We start from the raw sequence: 23138 nt of genomic DNA, 5'->3' as shown, positions 1-23138 counted from the left end.
CTCCCTTAAAATCATTCGTGTTTCTAAGCAAAAACAGTTTTCTTGGAGTTATAGCCACTAAATACTTTATTATTTGCTGGTTTGTCCACCGTTGAAATAGTTCCGTGTTTAATATGGTACTTTATTCTATTTCTTTCACAAAATTCCATTACAGTTTTAGAAAGCTCATTATAAAACTCTTTAGTATACCTGAATTCGGACGATTTAACATTATAATTTAACCTGCCAAATATAATTTTATCCACAAAAATTATTTTTTCTAATATTTTTCTTAAATCTTGATTTATCAAATTAGGTGTAGGGTACGGCTCCATACTGACCCATGTTCTCATTCCTTTTTTACTTAAATATCTAAGAGACTCTATCCTACTTTCAAAATCGGATGAATTTGATTCGAACATTTTTCTAAATTTTTCATCCAACGATACCAGCGTAATGCCATATTCATTATTCCGACCAAATCTTCCAGTATTTTCAAGCTCTTTAGGAAATATCCCTTTGGTCAAGACAGTGCAACGAATATCATTTATATTGAGCTTCTCGATTATCTTTAAGCTCAAATCACATACTTCGCTCTGCTTATACATAAAAGGATCTGTTGAAAAACATAAATGCACATATTTGATTTTGTCTTTATAGCGCGGTATTTCTCTATCTAATAGCTCTAACGCGTTGGAAACTATTTTTGGTTGACACCATTCTTCATAGGTTTTCACGATACCACACCTTTTTTTCATCATATAAGCATAGCAAGGATATTTGCAACCATGGGAACAACCCTCAACATGATTTAAGCAAAAATCTGCGTATTCAACTTCGCTTTTATAAAGTAATGATTTTCGTTCTATTGTTTTCATATTAATAATTGAAATGCTTTTGACCGTCAGGATCTTTGTTAACAACGGTATTCCATATTTTTTGAGCAAGTGGATTCTTTGAAACAAGAATCAAATCATATAGTGGCGCATTTTTTGTATTCTTTATAGCTACTGGTTTTAAATCAAAAATGAAAACACACCCTATCGTTGATAATGCATCTTTGTACACATTTATTAGGGCACTGCATATCTTGTCTTCTGATAAAGATGATATTTTGTCACGCCACTCTTTTGTACCCAAAAATTCATCTAATATTGTATTGTCCTTTTTAACCCACATTTTCAAATTTCTTCTAATTGCCATTATTGGAAAATGGATTAGCATATCCAAACGACTTAGCTTCGTTAACTCTATTAGGGTAGAAAATTTTAACGCTTCTGGTCCAAAAGGATCTATAAAAATAAAGTGATACCTCTTAAAGCGATGCCCTGATAATTTTTTTACCAACTCACAAATCGATAAGTTTGAATCCCCTTGTTTTATACTACAATTTGCTATTGAGCTGAGTCTTTTTTCTAGTGCTATAACGTTGGCTTTGCTGATATCAAATAAAAAACTTTCATTAAATTGCGCTTCGTCTCTACGAAGAGCTCTTGATGCTCCACCATCAATTTCTCTCTTATCATCTTTTATTATACACTTTCCTGGGCCTGCAAACAGATCAACAAATACCGCATTTCCTCTTTCAGCATACTTTCTCCTAACTTCACGCGATGCATTCAAATATCGCTCTAAAAAATAATACTTATCCTCTACCCAAGGACCAACACACTGAACAACAAGTCCATCTGAGCCAATTGATAGACAATTACCTTCTTTATCTTTACAACTTTCATCTTTTTTACAATTTCTTATCATTATTTCGTTTTTGCTTTAGTTAAAATTTTCTCCTAATATCGCAGGCGGAACTTTTATGGTCCAGCCTGAAGCGACTATTACAAAAAATTTTATAGAACCCCTCGCACTATGTCTATATCCTTATCGCCCCTGCCGGACAGACAGATGACTATGATCTTGCTTTTCGGCAGCCGCTTCGCAAGGCGTGTCGCGTAATATACAGCGTGGGATGATTCGAGCGCCGGAATGATGCCTTCAAGCTCTGTAAGCATAGAAAAGCCTTCAAGCGCCTGAGCATCAGTAACGGCAACGTATTGGGCGCGGCCCGAATCTTTGAAATACGAATGTTCCGGCCCGACTCCCGGATAATCCAACCCGGCAGAAATAGAGTGGGCTATCTCTATCTGGCCGTCCGCATCCTGTAAAAGATAGCTTTTCGAACCATGCAATACACCGACGGAGCCTTTGCATAGAGTCGCGGCGTGTTTATCTGTATTTATGCCCAGCCCCGCGGCCTCAACGCCTATAAATTTAACCCTATCTTTCATAAAAGCGTAGAATAACCCCATCGCGTTGCTTCCGCCGCCAACGCATGCGACCAGATAATCAGGCAGCTTCCCAAAACTTTTCAGACTTTGCCGCTTCGCTTCCCGGCCTATGACAGCCTGAAAGTCTCTGACCATCTCCGGATATGGATGCGGGCCCGCGACAGAGCCGATAACGTAATACGTAGTGCCAACATTGGTCACCCAATCCCTTATGGCTTCGTTCATGGCGTCTTTAAGCGTCTTCGATCCGCTGGTGACAGGCGTGACCTTGGCGCCTAATAGTTTCATCTTGAATACATTTATCGCCTGACGCTTAATATCTTCCTCGCCCATGAAGATTTCGCATTTTAGCCCGAATAGCGCCGCGACAGTCGCGGTGGCGACTCCATGTTGTCCCGCGCCGGTCTCGGCGATTATACGCGACTTGCCCATCTTTACAGCCAATAATATCTGCCCCAGAGTATTATTTATCTTATGCGCGCCTGTATGCAAAAGATCTTCTCTCTTAAGGTAGATCTGCGCGCCTCCTATTTGCCTGGTCAATCTCTTGGCAAAATAGAGCGGCGTTGGACGCCCCGCGTAATCTTTGAGATAGCTATCCAGTTCTTTTTTAAACGGCTTATCCGCCTTTAACTTTCTATATTCCTTTTCCAGCTGGGCTAACGCCGCCATCAAAGTTTCCGGAACAAACTTTCCGCCGAATCTACCAAAATAACCTTTTTTATTTGGAATGTTCATTGGCTCTTCCTTACGTTTTCTACAAACTCCTTCATTAATTTTAAATCCTTCTTGCCGGGCGATTCTTCTATGCCGCTCGACACATCCACGCCGTATGGGAACACCTTGTCTATCGCCTGACCTACATTAGACGGATTGAGTCCGCCTGAGAGTATGACAGGCCTTAAAAACTCGAAATTTTCTATTATCTTCCAGTCAAAGCTCTTCCCTGTACCGCCCTTCAGTTTATCACTATGTGTATCGAGCATATAAAAATCAACGTCATAATCATTTATACCTTTTAAGCTGTCCTTATCCTTAATTTTGAACGCCTTGATAATCTTATATGCTCCCTTAAAACGCGCACAATATTCAGGACTCTCATCTCCATGGAATTGCAGTGTATCCAACAAACAGTTTTGCGCTATCTCAGAGACTTTCCCGGCCTCTTCATCCACGAAGACGCCGACTTTCGCTATTCTATCAGGCAGCTCGTTAGCGATATCCATTATCGTCTTCGGCTCAACATACCTTTTTGATTTTTTATAGCAAACGAACCCTAACATGTCCGCGCCTAATTCCGCAGCTTCTACAGCATCTTTTTTATTTGTAATACCGCATATCTTAATCTTGGTCATTTAATATCTCATCATCTCGCGCATCTTCGCCGCAATATCGTCGGCTTCCATAAAAGCCTCGCCTATCAATACCGCATTTACGCCTAAGGACCTTAAGAACATTATATCTTCATAACATTTTATGCCGCTCTCCGAAACGATAACTTTATTCTGCGGTATCATTCTTATGAGCCTTTGCGTAACGGCCAGGTCAACCTTGAATGTGTGAAGATCGCGGTTATTTATTCCTATAATGCCGGCATTCACCGCAAGCGCCTTCTCAATATCCTCTTCATTATGGACTTCTACAAGACAATCAAGCCCCAGCTCGGTAGCGATGTTATGAAATTTCGTCAACTCCCCCATAGATAATATATCACAGATAAGCAGTATAGCGTCGGCTCCGGAGGCTACAGTCTCGTATATTTGGTATTCGTCGATAAAAAAATCTTTCCTTAATATGGGAATAGACACATTCTCGCGCGCCTTTACGATATGCTCGAGCTTCCCCTCAAAAAATCTCTCATCCGTAAGAATGGATATAGCGCTTGCGCCGTTAGCCTGATATGTTATCGCTATCTTGACGGGATTAAAGTCGCCCCGCAATATACCTTTTGACGGCGAGGCCTTCTTTATCTCCGCTATCAAATTTATATGATTAGGGCGCGATATATTCTTTTTAAATGAGCTCTTTACCGAAAGGCTCTTTATCTGGCTCAAAAGCTCACCTTGAGGCTTGCGCCTCTTGGCCTCATCTACAACTTTCCGCTTTTCCTCTATTATTCTCGATAGTATCATTTTTTGTTGGTCAATTCTATTAACTGCTTTAACTTATCCAATGCGAGCCCCGATTCTATAGCGAGACCCGCCAGTTTTATGCCTTCTTTAAAATCCTTAGCCTTAGACGCTACTACAAGAGCCGCTGAAGCGTTTAGCAGCACCACATCTCTTTTCGGGCCGGGTTGGCCGCTTAACACTGATAATGTTGTCCGGGCATTCTCTTTTGAAGAGCCGCCCTCAATATCCGCGATATTACCTTTCTTCATGCCGAATTCTTCAGGGCTTATATAATACGTCTTTATCTGCCCGTCTTTCAGTTCGGCAATTTTAGTCTTACCCGTAATCGTTATTTCGTCAAGCCCATCCATGCCGCATACCACCAACGCCCTTTTAGAGCCCAGATTCTTTAATACCTGCGCTAATATCTCGGTAAGCTTAGCGTCATAAACGCCAACGACCTGTCCGGACGCTCGAGCCGGATTTGACAGCGGCCCGAGGATATTAAATATCGTCCTTCCGCCTATCTCTTTTCTCGGCTCGGCCGCGTATTTCATCGCGCTGTGAAACATCGGAGCATACATAAAACCAATGCCTATTTCGATAATGGAATTACGTACCATCTCCGGGGATATATCGAGCTTCACCCCGAGAGACTCCAGCACATCGGCGCTGCCGCATTGACTCGAGGCGCTCCTATTGCCATGCTTGGCGACTTTGACACCGCATCCTGCCGCAACAAACGCCGCGGTTGTTGATATATTAAAAGTATTGATCCCGGTGCCGCCTGTCCCGCAAGTATCGACAAGGTCCGCGCCCGCATCTATGCGTACAGACTTTTCGATCATAACCTTTGCCGCGCCGGTTATCTCTTCTACGGTTTCACCCTTTTCGCGCAATGCCTTTAAAAACCCGGCTATCTCTTCCGCGGATGCCTGGCCCGACATTATCTCTTCGAATACCTTGCGCGTCTCGGCTTCGCCAAGATCGACGCGCTTAGTAACCTTCCCTATCGCTTCTCTTATCATATCTTTAAAAAATTTCCCAAAATCTTCTTGCCTTCACCCGTAAGAATAGATTCCGGGTGAAACTGCACTCCCCATATTGGATAAGCCTTATGCCTAAGGCCCATTATCTCTCTGTCTTTATCTTTTGTTTCGGCTATAATGCTTAAAACTTTCGGCAGAGTCTTGCGCTCAACTACCAACGAATGATACCGTGTTGCCTCAAACGGATTTTTCACGCCCTTAAATATCTCTTTTTGATTGTGGTAGATCAAAGAGGTCTTGCCGTGCATTATACGTTTCGCCGATACTATTTTACCGCCAAAAGCCTCGCCTATCGATTGATGGCCAAGACATACTCCTAATATGGGTATATTTCCGCCAACGGCCCTTATGAGGTCTTCCGATATACCCGCGTCTTTAGGCTCGCCGGGCCCGGGAGATAATAGTATCTTTTCCGGCTTCATCTTCTTTACTCCGCTTACGGTAATCTTGTCATTACGAATAACCTTCGGGTTAGCGCCAAGCTCGCCTAAATACTGGACGAGATTATATGTAAATGAGTCGTAATTATCTATGACGAGTATCATTCTAATCCTCTCTCCGCCATTTCAATGGCGCGCAATAGCGCCTGTGCCTTATTAAGCGTCTCCTGGTACTCTTTTTCCGGTTTCGAATCCGCCACGATACCCGCCCCTGCCTGTATATAAGCGGTCTTACCCTTTATCACTATCGTACGAATCGTTATGCATGTATCAAGATTGCCGGAAAAACTGAAATATCCTATACTTCCGGCATAAGGGCCGCGCCTCAAATTTTCCAGCTCATCTATTATCTCCATAGCGCGCACCTTCGGAGCGCCCGTTACGGTGCCCGCCGGAAATGTCGCCCTGATAACATCAAATATATCCTTGCCCTTCTTAAGCCTTCCGGATACATCGCTTACGATATGCATAACGTGCGAATACTTCTCTACGGTCATCAATTCCGAAACTTTTACGGATTTGAATTCGCATACCCTTCCTATATCATTGCGGCCAAGATCAACCAGCATTATATGTTCGGCTCTTTCTTTCGGGTCCTGCAGCAGATCTTTTATCAGCGCCTCATCTTCTTTTTCCGAAGCTCCCCTGGGGCGCGTACCCGCTATCGGCCTTACCTCGACAAGGCCATTCTCGCTTCTTACCATGATCTCGGGAGACGAACCGACGATGAAAAAATCCCCAAGTTTCAGATAATACATATACGGCGAAGGATTTATCGACCTCAACGCCCTGTATATCTGGAAAGGGTGGCAGCTTATTTTCACATTAAGCCGCTGCGAAAGTACCGCCTGTATTATATCGCCCTTTCTAATATATTCTTTTGTTTTACGTACAATATCTTCGAACTCTTTTTTTGTAACATTAGATTTTACCGTATGGCTAAGCGTTTTATTTTTAATGGCGCTGCTCTCGTTTTTTGGCAACGAACCTTTAAGGTCGGCTATTATACTGTCTATCTTTTTTAAGGCTTCAGTGTATGCGTGAGCAGGCGAACCTGTTACATGCACATTGGAAACTACTTTGATCTTATGGTCGACATGATCAAATATGAGAAGCGTATCTGTGAGCATAAATAAAGAATCGGGCAATTTGAGATCATCGGCATTTTTTGACGGCAGGTCTTCTATAAACCTTACCATGTCATAACCAAAAAACCCTACGAGCCCGCCGCAAAAACGGGGCAATCCTTTAACATCGACAAACTTATACCTGGTAAGAATGCTCTTCAGTTCCGCTATGGGATCATCTTTGGCAGAAAAGCTCTTTGAGCGATTTCCCTCCTTAAGAACAATATTATCGCCCTTACTTGAAAACACCAGCGATGGATTGCTTCCCAATATAGAATACCGCGCCAGCCTCTGGCCGCCCTCTACGGATTCCAGTAAAAATGAATAGTCGCTTTTATCTATCTTTCTAAAAGCCGATAGAGGCGTCTCGAAATCAGTCAATATCTCCCTATAAACCGGTATAAGATTACCTTTTTTAGACAACCTTATAAATTCTTCTTTGCCCGGATAATACATATTCATTAACCTTGCCCCTTGTAAACTTTCTTGGGATCGAATATACGTTCCGCGGTTATCGTAACATTGCCGTCCTTATCGAATTCGCGGTAATAACAGCTAAAATATCCCTCGTGGCAACCCGCCCTTATCTGCTCTACTTCGAATAAAAGCGAATTACCTTCGCAGTCCATATACGCCCTCCTGAGATTCTGGATACATCCGCTCGTCTCTCCCTTCATCATCAACTTGCCCTTAGAGCGCCTGTAAACATATATCTTGCCTTCGCTAAACGTCTTCTCAATAGCCTCTTTATCCATGTAGCAAAGCGTCAGAACCTCTCCGGACAGCTCGTCTTGTATTACAGCCGGTATAAGCCCCTTTTCATCAAACTTCAAATCTTTGGGTATCTTGATCATAATCTTATATTCGCTCCTTTTTTCTTTAAATAATCCTTCGCTTCCCGCACCGAATACGCCCTATAATGAAATATCGACGCGGCAAGCACAGCGTCTGCCTTGCCTTGCGTCAGCGCCTGATAAAGGTGCTCCAGGTTTCCCGCGCCCCCGGAAGCGATCACCGGGATCCTGACGGATTCGCTTATTTTTCTGGTCAATTCTATATCGTAGCCTTCTTTTGTGCCGTCATAATCCATGCTCGTCAATAAAATTTCTCCGGCGCCCAATTTCTCGACTTTCTTCACCCATTCAACAGCATCAAGTCCGGTCGGAGTGCGGCCACCATTTATATATACTTCCCAGAGCTGCTTTTGTCTGGTCTTAACCTTGCATCTGGCGTCCACAGCGACTACTATACACTGGCTTCCAAACCTATCGGAAGACTCCTTCACAAATTCCGGCCTCTTGACTGCGGCTGTATTTATAGAAACTTTGTCACAACCGGCTTTCAATAGGTTGCGGATATCGTCCACCGTGCTTATGCCGCCGCCCACGGTAAACGGAAGAAATATAGATTCGGCAACCTTGTTAACAAGCTCTATGGTCGTCTTGCGCTTTTCGTGGCTTGCGGTAATATCAAGGAATACGAGCTCGTCGGCGCCCTCCTTGTCATAGAACCTGGCGTTTTCGACAGCATCGCCCGCGTCCTGTAAATTCAAAAAATTTACGCCTTTTACAACGCGCCCGTCCTTAACATCAAGACAGGGGATTATTCTTTTTGTGAGCATATCTTTATCGCTTCTTTAAGGTCCAGGGTCTTTTCATAGAGAGCCTTCCCTATTATCATGCCGCTTAGTCCATAGGTTTCCAGCTCTTTTAGCTTCCTAACATCATCCATGGTCGAAACGCCGCCCGACGCTACTACATTAGCGCGTGAAACTTCCAATATATCTTTTAGGCTTTTTATGTTTGGCCCTTTCAACATACCGTCGCGGGAGATATCGGTGTAATTTATCGTTCTGATTCCGTTATCGGCCATCTTCTTTACCAGATCGACCGCTTTTATTTTTGTCTTCAATACCCAGCCCTTCGTGTAAACTATGCCGTCTCTGGCATCTATACCTACAACAATCCTGTCGCCGAATTTAGCCGCGGCATCTTTAAGAAAATCGTCTTCAAGGGCCCTCGTCCCTATGACCGCTTTTTCTACGCCGTAGTCCAGGACTTCCTTTATCGTCTCTATGTCTCTTATCCCGCCTCCAAGCTCAAGTTTTGCGCTTACTTTTCTGGCTATCTCCTTTACAATAGCCAGATTCTTCAAGCTTCCCTCCAAGGCGCCATCCAGATCTACTACGTGAATAAGCTCGGCGCCCATATCGGCCCACATCCTGGCAACTTCCATAGCTGAATCATTGTAAACGGTCACATCGCCGAATTTGCCCTGCTTTAGACGGACAACCTTACCGCCTTTTATATCTATAGCCGGAATAACTTTAATCATAATCGGACAAAATTCCCCAAAATTTTTAAGCCAACCGCCTGGCTTTTCTCCGGATGAAATTGCAGCGCATAAACATTATCTTTGCGCACGCCTGATGTAAAATCTATACCATAGTCGGTTGTCGTAAGAATATCCTTTTTATTCTTCGGCGCCGCATAATAAGAATGGACAAAGTACATGTATGAGCCGCTTGGCACCCCCTTCAGGATACCGGCCCCATGCCCCTTGATAACATTCCAACCCATATGAGGAATTTTTAAACTCTTCAGTTTAAATCTCTTTACTTCCCCGCGCAATATACCGAGGCCTTTAACGCCTGGCGCTTCTTCACTCTTTTCAAATAACAGCTGCAGCCCGAGACACAGCCCGAGAAATGGCTTACCTTGGGCAATAGCGTCTTTTATAGGCGTTATCAGCTTACGGAGTTTTAATTCCTTCATAGCCTCACCGAATGACCCAACTCCGGGGAATACTATCTTTTCCGCTTTTTTTATATCTTCCGGGTTAGAGGAAACTTTTACGCGGGCGCCCATAACTTCAAGCGCTTTGCGCACGCTGTGAAGATTCCCCATGCCATAGTCTATAACTACTATCATAATTTAGTCTATCGTTCCCTTAGTCGAGGGGACGCCTTTTCGTCTTGTGTCTATCTGCGCGGCCTCGTCCAAAGCGATACCAAGCGCTTTGAATACGGCTTCTAATACATGGTGAACATCCTCTCCGGAATATATATCGACATGCAAATTTATATTAGCGTTCTTCGCGAATGTATCGAGAAAATCCTTGCCGTCATCCAGCGAATAGTTTTCGCGCGCGGCTATGGTAGTCGCATAATTCGGCATTCTCCATACAAAAGCGTATCTTCCGCCTATATCTACCATAACCTTCGCGGCCGCCATGTCCATAGGGACCTCTTTTGAGCCATACCGCCTTATCCCTTTGTAATCACCGAGGGCTTCTTTAAAAGCCTTGCCAAGACAGATCGCGACATCCTCATTCGTGTGATGTATATCGACTTTCAAGTCTCCTTTTGCCTTTAATGTCAGGTTGAATAGTCCGTGAAAAGTAAAAAGCGTAAGCATGTGGTCCAGAAAACCCACACCTGTATTTATATCTGTTTTACCTGCCCCGTCTATCACAAGGCTACCCGATATGTCCGTCTCGGTGGTTTTGCGTTTTATCTTCGCTATTCTTAATTTTTTCGCCATCTTTTTCTCCCTAACCGTTATACCCTCCGGGAGGGTATTTGGTTTCTATTTAAATCTCACCTTTACCGAATCCAAATGTTTCTTTAATCCCTCTATCTGCGCTATCTTTTCAAGCGGCCCTCTCACTTCTTCAAGAGCGCTCTTGGTGTATGACAAAACATGCGAGCACTTATAAAAATCCTGCGCTCCTAATCCAGAGAAGAAACGCGCGCTCCCGCCTGTGGGAAGCACATGGCTCGGACCCGCGACATAATCGCCTATCGCAACCGGTGTATACGGCCCTAAAAATATCGCGCCTGCGTGTTTTATATCCTTTAATATCTTTTTAGGGTTGTTGGTAAGGATCTGTAAGTGTTCTGGCGCCAGCATATTTGATACTTCGGCCGCCTCTTTCATATTCTTTACCAAAACTATGTAGCCTTTGAAAGTTTCTTTCTTCAGAGCTTTTACTATCTTCTTAGAATTCGTAATAAGTATGGAAAGCCCCATGAAGTGCTCGGATTGCGCCTCCATATCAGCCTTTATATAATCGATATTGGACAACTGATTCGCTATTATCACGACCTCGGAGGGGCCTGCCAGCATATCTATATCGCAATATCCAAAGACCTGCCGCTTAGCCTCGGTCACGTAGGCATTACCCGGGCCGACTATCTTGTCGACCTTCGGCACTGTCTTAGTTCCAAAAGCCAGCGCGGCAATGCCTTGAGCTCCGCCTATCTTGTATATCTCGTCAACCTTAAGAAGGTTGGCTACAACCAATATGTGAGGGTCTACCGACTTATATTTATTAGGCGGCGTTACGAGCACTATCTTCTTTACCCCGGCCATCTTTGCCGGTATGACGGTCATATAAACACTTGATACCAGAGGGACTGTGCCGCTTGGAACATACACGCCTACCTTTTCTATGGCCATTACCTTCTCGCCCAATAGAACGCCATTGGTATCCTTTATGTTCCATGATTTCTTAAGGTGCTTTTTGTAAAATTTTGTCACATTATCTATAACGACTTTCAGGTCCGAAACAAAGTCCGGCTTTATATCCTGATAAGCGCCCGATGTCTCGCATTCAGAGACTCTTAGGTCTCTGGGAGTAAGCTTTACCCTGTCGAATTTTCTTGTATATTTTATAACAGCGTCATCGCCGTACATCTTTACGTTCTCGACAATATTCCTCACGCTTTCGGTAACGCGTTTATTGCGTCCTGAACCGCGCTCACAAAGCTTCTGAAATTGCTTACTGCCAACCCTCACGAGTCTCATGATAGCTTCTCCTTAATGATTGCCCTGACTTTTTCCAGTGCGCCTACAAGAGCTTGGGGATCTTTACCGCCGCCCTGGGCAAAATCAGGCTTACCGCCGCCTGAGCCATTCAAAAGCCTGGAAAGCTCTTTTGCCGTATCGCCCGCTTTAAGGCCCTTTTTGACGATGTCTTCTGTAAAAAATATCATAAATGACGCCTTTTCTTCATCAGATATCGCGAGTATAATAGCGCAAGAAGGTGCTTTAGCGCGTATCCTATCGCTAAGCATCCTCAAACCGTCCATATTCACGCCTTCAATGATTTCAGTTATAATTTTCGTACTTGCCGCGGCAGCTGATCTGGCAATAACGTCATCTAATTTAGCTATCTCATCATCAAGCCGCGCGCTTAAGGCCTTCTTCCGGGTTTCCTTATCACTTTCGCTTTTTCGCCTCTGGTCTTCAGCCTTCTTTTGCTCTTCGACCCATTCCAGCGCTTTCCGGCCCGTCAACGCTTCTATGCGGCGAACGCCCGAGGCAATAGAGCTTTCACTTATTATTTTGAAAAATCCTATATCCCTCGTATTGTCGACATGTGTGCCGCCGCACAACTCTTTCGATACAGTCCCCACTGAAACAACACGTACTTTATCACCGTATTTTTCTCCAAATAACGCGACCGCGCCGTCGGCCTTGGCAGCGGATAAGCTCTTTATCTCTTTTTTAACCGCTATCTCGTCTTTTATTGCTTCATTGACCACATCTTCTACCCTCGCGACTTCTCTGGGATCCATCTTCTTCATATGTGTAAAGTCAAACCTCAGCCTATCCTGGTCCACTAAAGAGCCCGTCTGGCGGACATGTTCACCCAGCACTTTTCTTAATGCTGCCTGCAAGAGGTGCGTTGCGGTATGATTGTTCATTATCCTCTCGCGCACATCTTCATTTATCGAAACTTTTGCCGTTTCGCCTTTTTCTATTTTGCCGCGCAGCATCTTTCCTATATGGACTATGGCGTCGCCTATCTTTTTAGCGTCTTCGACTTCCATCGCGCCCGATTTAGTCTCCAGTTTTCCCCAATCGCCAACCTGGCCGCCCGATTCACCGTAAAAGGGCGTTTTGTCTAATATAACTTCGCCGCCCTCGAGGACTGCGAGGACTTTTGCCTCGGCATGCGAGTTCTCATATCCTAAAAATTCTGTCCTTAAGCCCAGCGCCTCGACTTTCTTCGCGAACGTCTCGGTAAATATTTCACTCTTTATCTTTGTCCTGGAGCGCGACTGCTCTCTCTGTTTTTCAAGAAGCCCCTCAAAGGCGTCTTTGTCTATCTTCAAACGAAACTTCTGAGCCACTTCTTCAAGCATGTCATATGGCATGCCATATGTATCGTAAAAGTTAAACGCCGCCTCGGGTAGATTCTGTCCGGTTTTTTCTTTCGAAATCTTTTCAAATACCTCTTCAGCCTTCGGCAGCTGCGTCTGAATCACAAGGAGAAAACTCTCTTCTTCCCTTTTTATTATTTGGGCTATATCGTCACGTCTTTCCTTTATCTCCGGGTACTGCGCTTTCATAACATCCGACACAACGCTGACTAACTTATATAAAAACGGTTCATGTATTCCTATGTCTTTGGCGTGTGTCATCGACCGTCGTATCAGTTTTCTCGCGACATATCCGCGCTCTTCATTCGAAGGCATGACGCCATCGGCTATCATAAATGTAACCGCGCGGATATGGTCGGCAATGGCATTGACAGATAACATTTTGACGCTTTGACGCTTTGACGCTTTCTTGATCGCCTCAACTATCGGCACGAAAATATCGATCTCGAAATTCGTCTTTACCCCCTGCATTACCGAGGCTATCCTCTCCAGCCCCATGCCTGTATCGATATTTTTATTCGGAAGCGGCTTTAAACTGCCGTCGGACTGCCTGTCAAACTGCGTAAAGACAAGATTCCATACCTCGATAAACCTTCCGCAATCACATGAGGGATTGCATCCGGTTTCGCCGCACCCGACACCTTTGCCATAATCATAAAAGATCTCAGAACATGGCCCGCATGGACCATTAGGCCCCTTGCTTGGAGCCTCGGATGGCCAGAAGTTCTCTTTTTCACCGAACTTTATTATCTTCGCGGCCGGGACCACCATATCATTTTTCCAGATACCATACGCCTCATTGTCATCTTTATAAACCGATACCCACAATCTTTCGGGATTGATCTTCAAAACTTTAGTAAAAAATTCCCACGCCCACTGGATAGCCTCTTTCTTAAAATAGTCCCCGAATGAAAAATTGCCCAGCATCTCAAAGAATGTGTGATGGCCGCTCGTCCTGCCGACATTCTCCAGATCGCCCGTCCTTAAACACTTTTGCGATGATGTGGCACGTTTATAGGTAATATTACGCCCTAAAAACTTTTCTTTAAATTGGTTCATGCCCGCGCCTGTAAATAGAAGCGTCGGGTCATCCTTAGGCACAAGAGAGTCGCTTGATACAATCTCGTGACCTTTGGACTTAAAAAATTCCAGGTATGAGCTTCGTATATCGTCTGTATTCATCGTAAATCTTCTATAATTCTTCTGATAACATCGTACTTAAAACCGCGTCGCACAAGAAAATCATATACGCGCTTAGCGGCCTTCTGTCTGTCGAGCTTTTTAAACCGCTCGAACCGCTCTTTTGCCATGTCAAAAGCCACCTCGTATTCATCATACTTTTCGCGCCTTTGAGCTAAGGTGGCTTCTATAATAGAATCGCTTACGCCTTTTTCTTTCAACTCATACTTAAGGACGACTTCGCCCATAGGATTCATCCGCATGCGCGACTCCATCCATATATGAGCGAACTTATTGTCGTCTATATCGCCTATGCGCTTAAGAAGGCTGACGACATCTTCTATCACATCCTTGTCATAGCCCTTTAGCTTAAGGCGGCTACGTATTTCGTATTCACTGCGCGGTCTCTGCCGCAATAGCGCATAAGCGTTATTCTTGGCCCTGGCAAGTATCTTTTCGTCCAATTTACTTCAACGCCTTTTCGAGTATCTCTTTCTCTATCTTCGCTAAAACCTTCGGATTCTCTTTTAGGAACACCCTGGCATTTTCCTTGCCCTGGCCCAATTTATCTTCTCCGTAAAGCACCCATGCGCCGCTTTTCTTCGTCACCTCAAGAGTTTCGGCCATATCGAGTATGCTGCCGGCCTTTGAGATACCTTCATCGAACATTATATCAAACTCGGCTTTTCTGAAGGGGGCCGCGACTTTATTCTTCACAATGGATGCTCTCACGCGATTGCCGACAGCTTCCTCGCCTTTTTTAAGCGAGGCGATGCGCCTTAGATCTATCCTGACGGAAGAATAGAACTTCAAGGCTCTTCCGCCCGGTGTGGTCTCAGGGTTACCGAACATAACCCCTATCTTCTCCCTTATCTGGTTTATGAATATTACACAGGTCTTGGACTTTGATATTGAACCGGATAATTTTCTCAAAGCGTGGCTCATCAAACGCGCCTGCAAACCTACATGAGAATCACCTATATCACCTTCTATCTCGGCTCTCGGCGTAAGCGCCGCGACAGAATCTATGACTACCACATCCACAGCATTCGACTTTACGAGAGTCTCCGCTATGTCGAGGGCCTGTTCACCTGTATCCGGCTGAGACATCAGAAGATTGTCCAAATTGACGCCTATCTTTTTCGCATAAGTAGCGTCAAAAGCATGCTCCGCGTCAATAAATGCGGCCTGCCCGCCCATCTTCTGGGCATTCGCGATTATACTTAAGGTTAACGTGGTCTTGCCGCTCGATTCCGGCCCGAATATCTCTATTACGCGGCCGCGCGGAACCCCTCCCACACCGAGCGCCAGGTCAATAGCTATAGAGCCGGTCGGTATAACAGGTACGTCGATCTTAAAATTTGGATCCAGCTTCATTATCGCGCCCTTGCCGTACTGCTTTTCTATGTGGTCCAGGGCCATCTCCAACGCCTTCGACTTCTGTTCTTGCGTAATGCTTTTATACTCCCTGATCTCGGTTCTTACCTCTTCCTTTACCTTTTCCTTAGCCTTTACCATCTCAAAATCTCCTTTATTTTGCGATTATATCCATTGAATCATATGTCATAATTACACTATTTGGAACAATGTATTATACATTTATCACCTCCCTCGTGTAAAGAGTTTTTCAGCTATTTTAAGCTTTCGGCTATCGGCTCTCAGCCATCAGCTTTTTCTTTAACCCGCCAATCATAGCGGAAATCTCATCACATTTTTTACTTAGATCGTCCGCTTCTCCACCGCTGACATAGCCAAGCTTCTTCACTATCTCAATCCCACACATAACTTCATAAGATGACCGCAGAGACATATTAAGAAACCTGTTAAATTCATTATCTGACCCAGACCCACTACCCTCCGCTATATTAAGAGCTAAAGAGGTTGCAGCCCTCCTCAATTGACTTGTCAGTCCATACAGTTCAGACACAGGGAAACTATTAGTAAATTTATAAATATTTTCTACAAAATCCATTGCTTTCTTCCAAACTTCTAATTTTCTAAATTTTTGTTCTTTCATATTTAACTGAAAGCTGATAGCTGACGACTAACGGCTAACGCCTAGTTTTCACCCCCTACTATATAAGACGTAAAAAGTGCCAATTTTGTTGCAATTTTTTTTAAAATAATTTAAAATAGCGTCATGAGTTCCGAAATTGATGTCGGGAAAATCCTGCGAAAAAAGAAGCTGACTCTCGCCATAGCCGAATCCTGCACCGGCGGTTTGATATCCGACCGGATAACAAATGTAGCCGGAAGCTCCGCTTACTTTTTGTGCGGTGTGGTTGCATATTCTAATGGTATAAAGGAGAACCTTCTCGGCGTTTCTTTCCGTCATTGCGAGCGACCGAAGGGAGCGAAGCCTGCCTGTCCGGCAGGCAGGCAATCTCAAAAATGCGATGCTGTCTCTAAGGATGTAGCGATCGAGATGGCCCGGGGCGTGCGTCTTTTGGCCGGCACGGATATCGGCATTGGCGTGACTGGTATTGCAGGGCCGGGAGGCGGTACAAGATCAAAGCCTGTAGGTTTGGTTTATATAGCTTTGGTAATGGATAAAAAACAGGTTGTGAAAAAGTTTCGTTTCAAGGGGTCGAGGCAGAATGTTAAATTCCAGGCATCGGAAGCAGCATTGGATCTGATATGCGAGCATTCATAGCTATAGAGCTATCCGAAGAAATCCGCTCATCCCTCTCCCAAATACAATCACACCTGAAATATTCCGGAGCCGATGTAAAGTGGGTCGAAAAGGACAATATCCATCTTACCTTGAAGTTCCTTGGAGAGATAACGGAAGAAAAGTGCGAAAAGATCAAGTCCATCCTCGACGAAATAGGCAGATCCTTAAGACCCTTTGAGATAAATATTAAAAACATCGGCGCATTCCCAAAAATAGATCATCCTCGCGTAATATGGGTGGGCCTTGATAAAGGCGCGAAAGAATCAGTGGAAGTTGCCGGAAAGATTGATGAAGAACTATATAAGATAGGCTTCGAGAAAGAATCCCGCCCCTTCACCGCGCACTTAACAATCGGAAGAGTCCGTTCTTCGAAGAACAAAGATGCGTTGAAACAAAAGCTTACAGCTTACAGCCTACAGCTTACGGCTGAAACACAGCTAATTTCATCTGTTATATTCTTCCAAAGCAAACTCTCGCCAAAGGGTTCGATCTATACAAAACTTTACGAGGCAAAATTTCAGCGATAGACTTCTCGACGATGCATTACCTTGAGAACTTGAATAATAAGCGAACGGCGGATAATGTCATAAATTATCCTGTAATCTCCTACTCTATATGAATAGAGCCCTTCCAGATCCGCTTTAAGGGCTTTGCCTATAAAGGGATCTCCAGCCAATAACAATAATGCGTTACCTATACGCTCTTTAATATTCGGCTGAAGCCTCTCGATTTCTTTCTTAGCGCGCGGAGCTATTATTATAGTATACCGACTCACGAATGTCGCCTTTTAGCATTATGGCGCACCCTGCTAAATACCTCGTCAAAGCTATAACCTTTGCCCTGGCGCAACTCTCTTTTTGCGGCTTCAATATCCTTAAGCACTTTTTTTGAAGACATTATTTCTATAGTCTCGAGCCACCCTTCGTAATCATCGACGCACATCAATATGGCTTCCGGCTTGCCGCGCTTCGATATTACATACCTGTCAAAGCGTTTCACCACATCATTAAGCACGTCTGCCAGATGCGTCCTGAATTCCCTTGTCGTAATTGTTCTTACCATGGTTCACCTCCATCACAAGTGTACCATAATGTGTACGCATAGTCAAGCCGGACTTTAGGCTGAGCGGATGAATTGCAGGAGGCGTGTGTAGCGGTCGATGCGGCTGTTGTTATCGTATCGCTCCATCTTAGGCAGGACCTTGAATATCAGAATGCCGGTCTTTTCATCTATAACCGGGTCTATACCGAAAAATTCCGTATCGATATTTGATGCGGCCAATGCGGCGCGAAGTTCTGCGTCGTTCCACTGCAGCAACTCTTTTGCCACAGAAATAGTCACCATTTCCAATAACGGATAATAATAATTTTCCGCGAAACTTTCTTCCTGTTCAATAATATATACGGGCCGTATGGCAGAGCCGGGGCTATCTAACGGCTCATTTTCAGGTTTTGGCGCATAATTGAAAATAAGGCTATTTTCGGCATTAGCATCTATGCCGCGTTTGTTGAGCTCTGTTTTGAGGTCATCATATTCAAAAGCTCTAAACCTGGATAATAGTTCCCTCATTTTAGGATTTTTTCGTGCTGTCGCTTCCTTCCATTTGTTTAATTGTGCCATCATCGCCCTTAACTCGGCGGACTCTAATCCTTTAAGTTTTTTGTTAAAAGCAAGTGTAACTTCCTTGTTCGAGAAGAGCGCGGACAATATTCCTTCGATCATGTTCTGTGTCAACTCTTTTGTATCGACAATATTGCGCAAAAAGTGAATAGTGGGAACCCCCCTTCTTTTTCCATTAACTATAGTTATAGAGTCACCTGCTTTCAGTAATGAAAAATATCCAAGCACTCTACCGTCTATTCCTGTGTTTTGCATAAAATATTCTTCCCCACCCCTGACTATCTTAATCGTGCTATTCCGTTGAAGCAGCCTGCCAGTCTCATGACCAAATTCTTCGGCTATCGCATCCAACAAGTCGATATAATTGGCCTTATGGCCCTTTGTTATTGCTGCCATAGCGTAAGGTTTGCCATTAATTTCCATTTCCAGCATCTTCGTTGACCGCGGGGACGTGTCACCTTGGGACACTCCAGCCATATTTTGTGGACCATTTCCCCTCCCGGAGGGTAAAATGGTATCCGCTGCTTTTGGCGTCACCCCATCAGCACTCTCGTCTTCCGGTTTTATCGGCCCGACTGCGCCGATGCCGTTGAGCGGCTGGTCAGCCCGCGGGCCTCTATGCAATTTCTCCGGTTGGGTGGCGCTATGCTTGTCCTTTGATCCAAGCCAATCTTCCGGAGTGACGGCGAACCTTGCGCCCAGCGGCATATCAGAGGGCGCCTTGTCTTTTGTCATGCGTGGTCTGAGTTTTTCATTTCCATTATTCCCATTTCCATTGTTATCCGGATTCGCTACCAGACTCATCGCCTTTGCCTGTTTCTGCATCTTCCACAATGCTTTTATTTCAATCTGACGGACGCGCTCCTCTGTCACCCCTAAGGCACGCCCGATCTCTTTCCGGGTATAAGAAATATCTCTTTTCGCTCCCACACGATAACGCTTTTCGATAACCTCTCTTTCGCGGGAATCCAGGCAGCTTAAAAGGCCGGGAATATCTTCCGGTGAAATATCCTTTAAATCTTCCTCTTTTGCCGGCACAATATTTCTGCGCATCTCGAATCTTGCTTTTGGATTGCGCGTAAAAACATCGAGAGATTTCATCCTGGATGCAGCAGCCTGAATCTTCTTTGCTATTTTTAATGGCACCCTTAGTTTGGACGCAATTTCCTTTAATGTCGGATCGCGCCTCAACTCTTGCCATAATTTTCTCCGCACATCTTTATATCTCTTTATTAATTCTTCTAAATATGCGGGCTTATGGATTGTTTCTTCCAGGAGAGGCGATCTCTGAAGCGCACTGCGTATCCAAAAGCTGGCGTAGCTGGAAAACCTATTGCCTCTTTTGGGATCAAACGTAACTATAGCGCGCAATATGCCCAGCTCTCCCTCCTCGCGGGCATCTCTCTTTTCCTGCTTGCCGTGTATATGCATCTTCTTCTTGATGACCACATCGATCAGCCACTTATATTTCTCAATGATAAAATAACGGATCTCATTCCTTTGATCCAGAGTAAGATTCTTCGCATGAAGGGCATGGAAAACGATTCTTTCCTGCTCCGGTGTAATATATTGCCCTGTTTCATCCATGGTACTTTTAATATCGGGCCATTGCACTTCGAAATTCCCTATCTTAATTTCAGGGATACTGATATTATATTTTATGCCCCAACGCAGTGGGACCATACTGGTAACCAGTCTTCCGTTTTTATCAAGAGATCGGGATCTTCCCGGAATGCGAGCCTTCCAAAATTTCTGCGCTTCGTCGGTATCCTCCGGAGTAACCATATATGCTGTTATGCCTTTCTTAAGTAAATGATCCTCCGCCGCGGCTACTAATCCCTTCCCCACCCCATCTCCCCTATAGTCTTTACCTACATACAAATCCACGAGTGTAGTTTCAACAACTTCTCCCTCGCGATCCAAATCCATAGAAGTTTTAACACAACCTGCGACTTTATTTCCTTTAAGCGCAGCAAAAACAGTATCTCTTCTTTCCTGCGCATTCAGCAGGCCCGGATGCAGTTGAGCCATCGCTGCCGTGACGAGACTTTCTCTGGGAGCGTTTTTATCTCCAACTTCTATCAATCCCTCATCCACCATAAATTCCGCCACTTCTGCTGTTTGACCCTCGTCCCATCCGTCACTACAGATTACACGCACGGCCGTGTCCGGAGCCACCTCATCGTTCTTAGGTTGTTGGGGTTGTTTCAGAAAATGGCGGCTGGGCCCACCCGGCTCCAGGTCGCCCCGTTCCGGTGTTTCATCAGGTCCCGCTTTACGCAAATGGCCGTCGCCTTTTTCATCAACTAAAGGAAGCGGCCCGGTCTGGGTGGTACCTTTGTCCACATTTACATCTTTAATAGTAATAACCCCTAAATATTCGTGAAGATCCACAGGTATGCCGAGTTCTTTAAATATATGGCCGCTTATATCTTTTTTAAATATCCATTCCGCCGAATATCCCGCTGAAACAAGAGAAAATAGAATATTTTGTGTTGCGGCGCCTCCGTCAAGATATATAAATAATTCTCTCGCACGCGCCTCTGTACTCGTATTATTCGAGTTAGTTTTACCTATTAACTTGAGTCTTTCTATGTTTCCTATAGGTATCATCATAGCTTTTATGGTGGAATGGTCTATTGCAAGAGCCTTGCAAATATTTTTTATCCGATCCCTTTCTTTTATTATAATAAAATCCGTAGATTGGAGATTCCGTGCTGACGGCGCCCACTGCGCTGCCTCTATTGCTCCCTTTAAAGCACTATCAATGCCATTGTTTGAAAGTTCCGGTGGCGGCGCATTGCCATATCTGTGAGATAATATATTTATTGCTTTAGGATATACCGGATTATCCGATAAAACAGCCGTTAATTCACCATTCCCGCTATTACCAATCTCTGCCGCAGCAACAGCACCATTTATTTTATTTACTTTTCTCGCCTCCCTCAGCAATGCTTCTTCATCAAAACCTGAGCTGTGAGAATATGTTTCATTTTTTATCCTGATTTCGGCAGGCAGCCGCCTGGGAGGCCTCGGGTCTTGTGACCTATATCCAAGAGGAATTATTGCAATCGGTATGAACGGTGAAGACATATCACCGCATATCTCTTTTGCTTTTAACTCATCGAAGCTGCTGATCCATAGCGAGTCAACTCCTGCAGATGTAGCGGACAACAATATAGTCTCAATGAGCATGCCAGCAACGGATAGCGTTTTGCCCCTATCGGCTTTTAGAGCATTTTCTCTTACGGAAACTACGATAGAAAAAGGAGCATCTTTAGGCTGCGGCTGGACATCTTTTTTTAATTCTCCTTCTTGTCGCAAGCCTTTAATCTCGGTGCCAAGTCTTTGCCGAATAATTGGGTCGTCATATATAGATACCTCAATATCCTCCATATCATAGCGCTGCGACAAAGTCGCCACCGAATTATCCACTAATACTTTTATGGTCCTTTTATCCGGTATCTTGCCTTGATCAAAATGCCGAGTTGACCTTCTGGCAAGAATAATGGATCGAATTGCCTGGGGCAAAACAGGAGCACTCGCAAATTCTTTATATTCCTGCTCATATTTGGCCTCTATATAACTGGTAAAATCGGCTTTATAATAAGCCGGCCCGTCCAGACCTTCATGCCCAGCATATTTAAATCCAAATTCTTCGATCAGATGCGTGATTACTTTATTACTCTCATCAAGCGGCCAAGTATCGAATTTTGTAGCTGAAAAAACGTTCTCCATGTATTCCATAGCTACAAACATAAGCGCCTTTGCAATATGCCGCCCCTGCATTCTTTTGGAAACTGCAATTTCCCAAATAGACGCCGATTTAATGCCCGGGAAAAACGTTGCATATATGTATCCCCGCACCTTGCCGGCGTCATCACAATATACCCAAATATTCTTTCTGACATCAGCTCTCTTATTTTCTATCTCTTCTTCGTAGAATTTCGCGCGGCTAGGCCCGTCAGCATGCCAAATCAGTTTGGAGAGAACATCAATATCACTCGCATCTTCAGTCCGTGCCAGGCGTACATTGTCATATACTCTTTTCGGCAACTCATATGTTTTCCCATAAACGGTCTTTTTAATTGTGTGTGCTTCCGGGGATGGTCCTTTTGGTGCCACCTCATCGTTCTTAGGTTGTTGGGGTTGTTTCAGAAAACGGCGGCTGGGCCCACCCGGCTCCAGGTCGCCCCGTTCCGGTGTTTCATCAGGTCCCGCTTTACGCAAATGGCCAACAGCGTCCGTCTCTCCCGGGCTTGATGCAAAATTCTGCCGCGCGACAGCACCATCTTGCGTCTTGATCAGGTTTCTCAAGAATGTGCGGGGATCTTTGGGATTACTTGTGCAAGCATGCAGAATGGCTGAAGGCAGTAGGTCCTTAAACTCAGGTTCTTTCGATATCTCAGCTTGCGCTTTGATCAGGTTTCTTAAGAATGCGCGAGGGTCTTTGGGATTGTTTGTGCAAGCATGCAGAATGACTGAAGGCAGTAGGTCCTTAAACT

General features: G+C 44.6%; 23 protein-coding genes. 2 read left to right on the top strand and 21 right to left on the bottom strand.

Features of this window, described 5'->3' with window-relative positions; all coding sequences use genetic code 11:
- Positions 1 to 23: 23 nt before the first annotated feature.
- From Q8R38_03260 to Q8R38_03175, 18 genes are all read right to left on the bottom strand, one after another.
- Entirely contained in the window at positions 24 to 857 is an 834-nt protein-coding gene (locus tag Q8R38_03260) for a radical SAM protein (protein MDP3791045.1), read from the bottom strand.
- A 1-nt stretch (position 858) separates the two neighbouring features.
- Positions 859 to 1737 (bottom strand): three-Cys-motif partner protein TcmP, encoded by an 879-nt coding sequence (gene tcmP / locus Q8R38_03255; protein MDP3791044.1) that lies wholly within the window; start codon positions 1735 to 1737, stop codon positions 859 to 861.
- Positions 1738 to 1826: 89 nt separating this feature from the next.
- Entirely contained in the window at positions 1827 to 3002 is a 1176-nt protein-coding gene (gene trpB, locus Q8R38_03250) for a tryptophan synthase subunit beta (protein ID MDP3791043.1), read from the bottom strand.
- On the bottom strand, positions 2999 to 3619 hold the full coding sequence (locus Q8R38_03245) for a phosphoribosylanthranilate isomerase (protein MDP3791042.1): 621 nt from the start codon (positions 3617 to 3619) through the stop codon (positions 2999 to 3001). The genes trpB and Q8R38_03245 overlap by 4 nt, the downstream gene beginning before the upstream one ends.
- Positions 3620 to 4396 carry an indole-3-glycerol phosphate synthase TrpC gene (trpC, locus tag Q8R38_03240; GenBank protein ID MDP3791041.1) on the bottom strand — a complete coding sequence of 259 codons (777 nt, stop codon included), beginning with the start codon at positions 4394 to 4396 and terminating at the stop codon, positions 3620 to 3622. It abuts the gene before it with no gap.
- Positions 4393 to 5403: an anthranilate phosphoribosyltransferase gene (gene trpD, locus Q8R38_03235; GenBank protein ID MDP3791040.1), complete on the bottom strand. Its 1011-nt coding sequence runs from the start codon at positions 5401 to 5403 to the stop codon at positions 4393 to 4395. The genes trpC and trpD overlap by 4 nt, the downstream gene beginning before the upstream one ends.
- Positions 5400 to 5969, bottom strand: coding sequence for an aminodeoxychorismate/anthranilate synthase component II (locus Q8R38_03230; protein ID MDP3791039.1), 570 nt, complete (start codon positions 5967 to 5969; stop codon positions 5400 to 5402). Before Q8R38_03230 ends, trpD begins: the two co-directional genes overlap by 4 nt.
- A complete protein-coding gene (gene trpE, locus Q8R38_03225; protein ID MDP3791038.1) occupies positions 5966 to 7447 on the bottom strand; it encodes an anthranilate synthase component I in 1482 nt (493 codons plus the stop codon). Before trpE ends, Q8R38_03230 begins: the two co-directional genes overlap by 4 nt.
- Positions 7448 to 7452: 5 nt before the next feature.
- Positions 7453 to 7845, bottom strand: a complete 393-nt coding sequence (locus Q8R38_03220; protein MDP3791037.1) for a phosphoribosyl-AMP cyclohydrolase — start codon at positions 7843 to 7845, stop codon at positions 7453 to 7455.
- Entirely contained in the window at positions 7842 to 8612 is a 771-nt protein-coding gene (gene hisF, locus Q8R38_03215) for an imidazole glycerol phosphate synthase subunit HisF (protein ID MDP3791036.1), read from the bottom strand. The genes Q8R38_03220 and hisF overlap by 4 nt, the downstream gene beginning before the upstream one ends.
- Complete coding sequence (gene hisA / locus Q8R38_03210) at positions 8594 to 9325, bottom strand: 1-(5-phosphoribosyl)-5-[(5-phosphoribosylamino)methylideneamino]imidazole-4-carboxamide isomerase (protein ID MDP3791035.1); 732 nt, start codon at positions 9323 to 9325, stop codon at positions 8594 to 8596. The genes hisF and hisA overlap by 19 nt, the downstream gene beginning before the upstream one ends.
- The gene (hisH, locus tag Q8R38_03205; GenBank protein MDP3791034.1) at positions 9322 to 9921 is read right to left on the bottom strand and encodes an imidazole glycerol phosphate synthase subunit HisH; all 600 of its coding nucleotides are present in this window, start codon (positions 9919 to 9921) and stop codon (positions 9322 to 9324) included. The genes hisA and hisH overlap by 4 nt, the downstream gene beginning before the upstream one ends.
- A gap of 3 nt (positions 9922 to 9924) precedes the next feature.
- On the bottom strand, positions 9925 to 10533 hold the full coding sequence (gene hisB, locus Q8R38_03200; GenBank protein ID MDP3791033.1) for an imidazoleglycerol-phosphate dehydratase HisB: 609 nt from the start codon (positions 10531 to 10533) through the stop codon (positions 9925 to 9927).
- A 45-nt stretch (positions 10534 to 10578) separates the two neighbouring features.
- Positions 10579 to 11799: a histidinol dehydrogenase gene (gene hisD / locus Q8R38_03195; GenBank protein ID MDP3791032.1), complete on the bottom strand. Its 1221-nt coding sequence runs from the start codon at positions 11797 to 11799 to the stop codon at positions 10579 to 10581.
- The gene (gene alaS, locus Q8R38_03190; GenBank protein MDP3791031.1) at positions 11796 to 14342 is read right to left on the bottom strand and encodes an alanine--tRNA ligase; all 2547 of its coding nucleotides are present in this window, start codon (positions 14340 to 14342) and stop codon (positions 11796 to 11798) included. Before alaS ends, hisD begins: the two co-directional genes overlap by 4 nt.
- Complete coding sequence (locus Q8R38_03185; GenBank protein ID MDP3791030.1) at positions 14339 to 14803, bottom strand: regulatory protein RecX; 465 nt, start codon at positions 14801 to 14803, stop codon at positions 14339 to 14341. Before Q8R38_03185 ends, alaS begins: the two co-directional genes overlap by 4 nt.
- A 1-nt stretch (position 14804) precedes the next feature.
- On the bottom strand, positions 14805 to 15857 hold the full coding sequence (gene recA / locus Q8R38_03180; GenBank protein ID MDP3791029.1) for a recombinase RecA: 1053 nt from the start codon (positions 15855 to 15857) through the stop codon (positions 14805 to 14807).
- A gap of 130 nt (positions 15858 to 15987) precedes the next feature.
- Positions 15988 to 16356, bottom strand: coding sequence for a four helix bundle protein (locus Q8R38_03175; protein MDP3791028.1), 369 nt, complete (start codon positions 16354 to 16356; stop codon positions 15988 to 15990).
- 123 nt (positions 16357 to 16479) lie between these two features.
- Between Q8R38_03175 and Q8R38_03170 the strand changes: the two genes are divergently transcribed.
- Complete coding sequence (locus Q8R38_03170) at positions 16480 to 16992, top strand: CinA family protein (GenBank protein MDP3791027.1); 513 nt, start codon at positions 16480 to 16482, stop codon at positions 16990 to 16992.
- Positions 16977 to 17540 (top strand): RNA 2',3'-cyclic phosphodiesterase, encoded by a 564-nt coding sequence (gene thpR / locus Q8R38_03165; GenBank protein ID MDP3791026.1) that lies wholly within the window; start codon positions 16977 to 16979, stop codon positions 17538 to 17540. The genes Q8R38_03170 and thpR overlap by 16 nt, the downstream gene beginning before the upstream one ends.
- Here the strand turns inward: thpR and Q8R38_03160 are convergent.
- The 3 genes from Q8R38_03160 to Q8R38_03150 form a co-directional block, all read right to left on the bottom strand.
- Positions 17531 to 17788, bottom strand: coding sequence for a type II toxin-antitoxin system RelE/ParE family toxin (locus Q8R38_03160; GenBank protein ID MDP3791025.1), 258 nt, complete (start codon positions 17786 to 17788; stop codon positions 17531 to 17533). The two genes, thpR and Q8R38_03160, sit on opposite strands and share 10 nt — an antisense overlap.
- Positions 17785 to 18075, bottom strand: coding sequence for a type II toxin-antitoxin system Phd/YefM family antitoxin (locus Q8R38_03155; protein ID MDP3791024.1), 291 nt, complete (start codon positions 18073 to 18075; stop codon positions 17785 to 17787). Before Q8R38_03155 ends, Q8R38_03160 begins: the two co-directional genes overlap by 4 nt.
- Positions 18076 to 18129: 54 nt before the next feature.
- Positions 18130 to 23138 (bottom strand): GNAT family N-acetyltransferase (locus Q8R38_03150; GenBank protein MDP3791023.1); only part of this gene is annotated, 5009 nt, incomplete at its 5' end.

Source organism: Candidatus Omnitrophota bacterium (genome assembly GCA_030695905.1).
Lineage (GTDB): Bacteria > Omnitrophota > Gorgyraeia > 2-01-FULL-45-10 > 2-01-FULL-45-10 > CAZHPY01.
The sequence above is the reverse complement of the archived record's forward strand: the minus strand, read 5'-3'. Positions and strand labels throughout refer to the sequence as shown.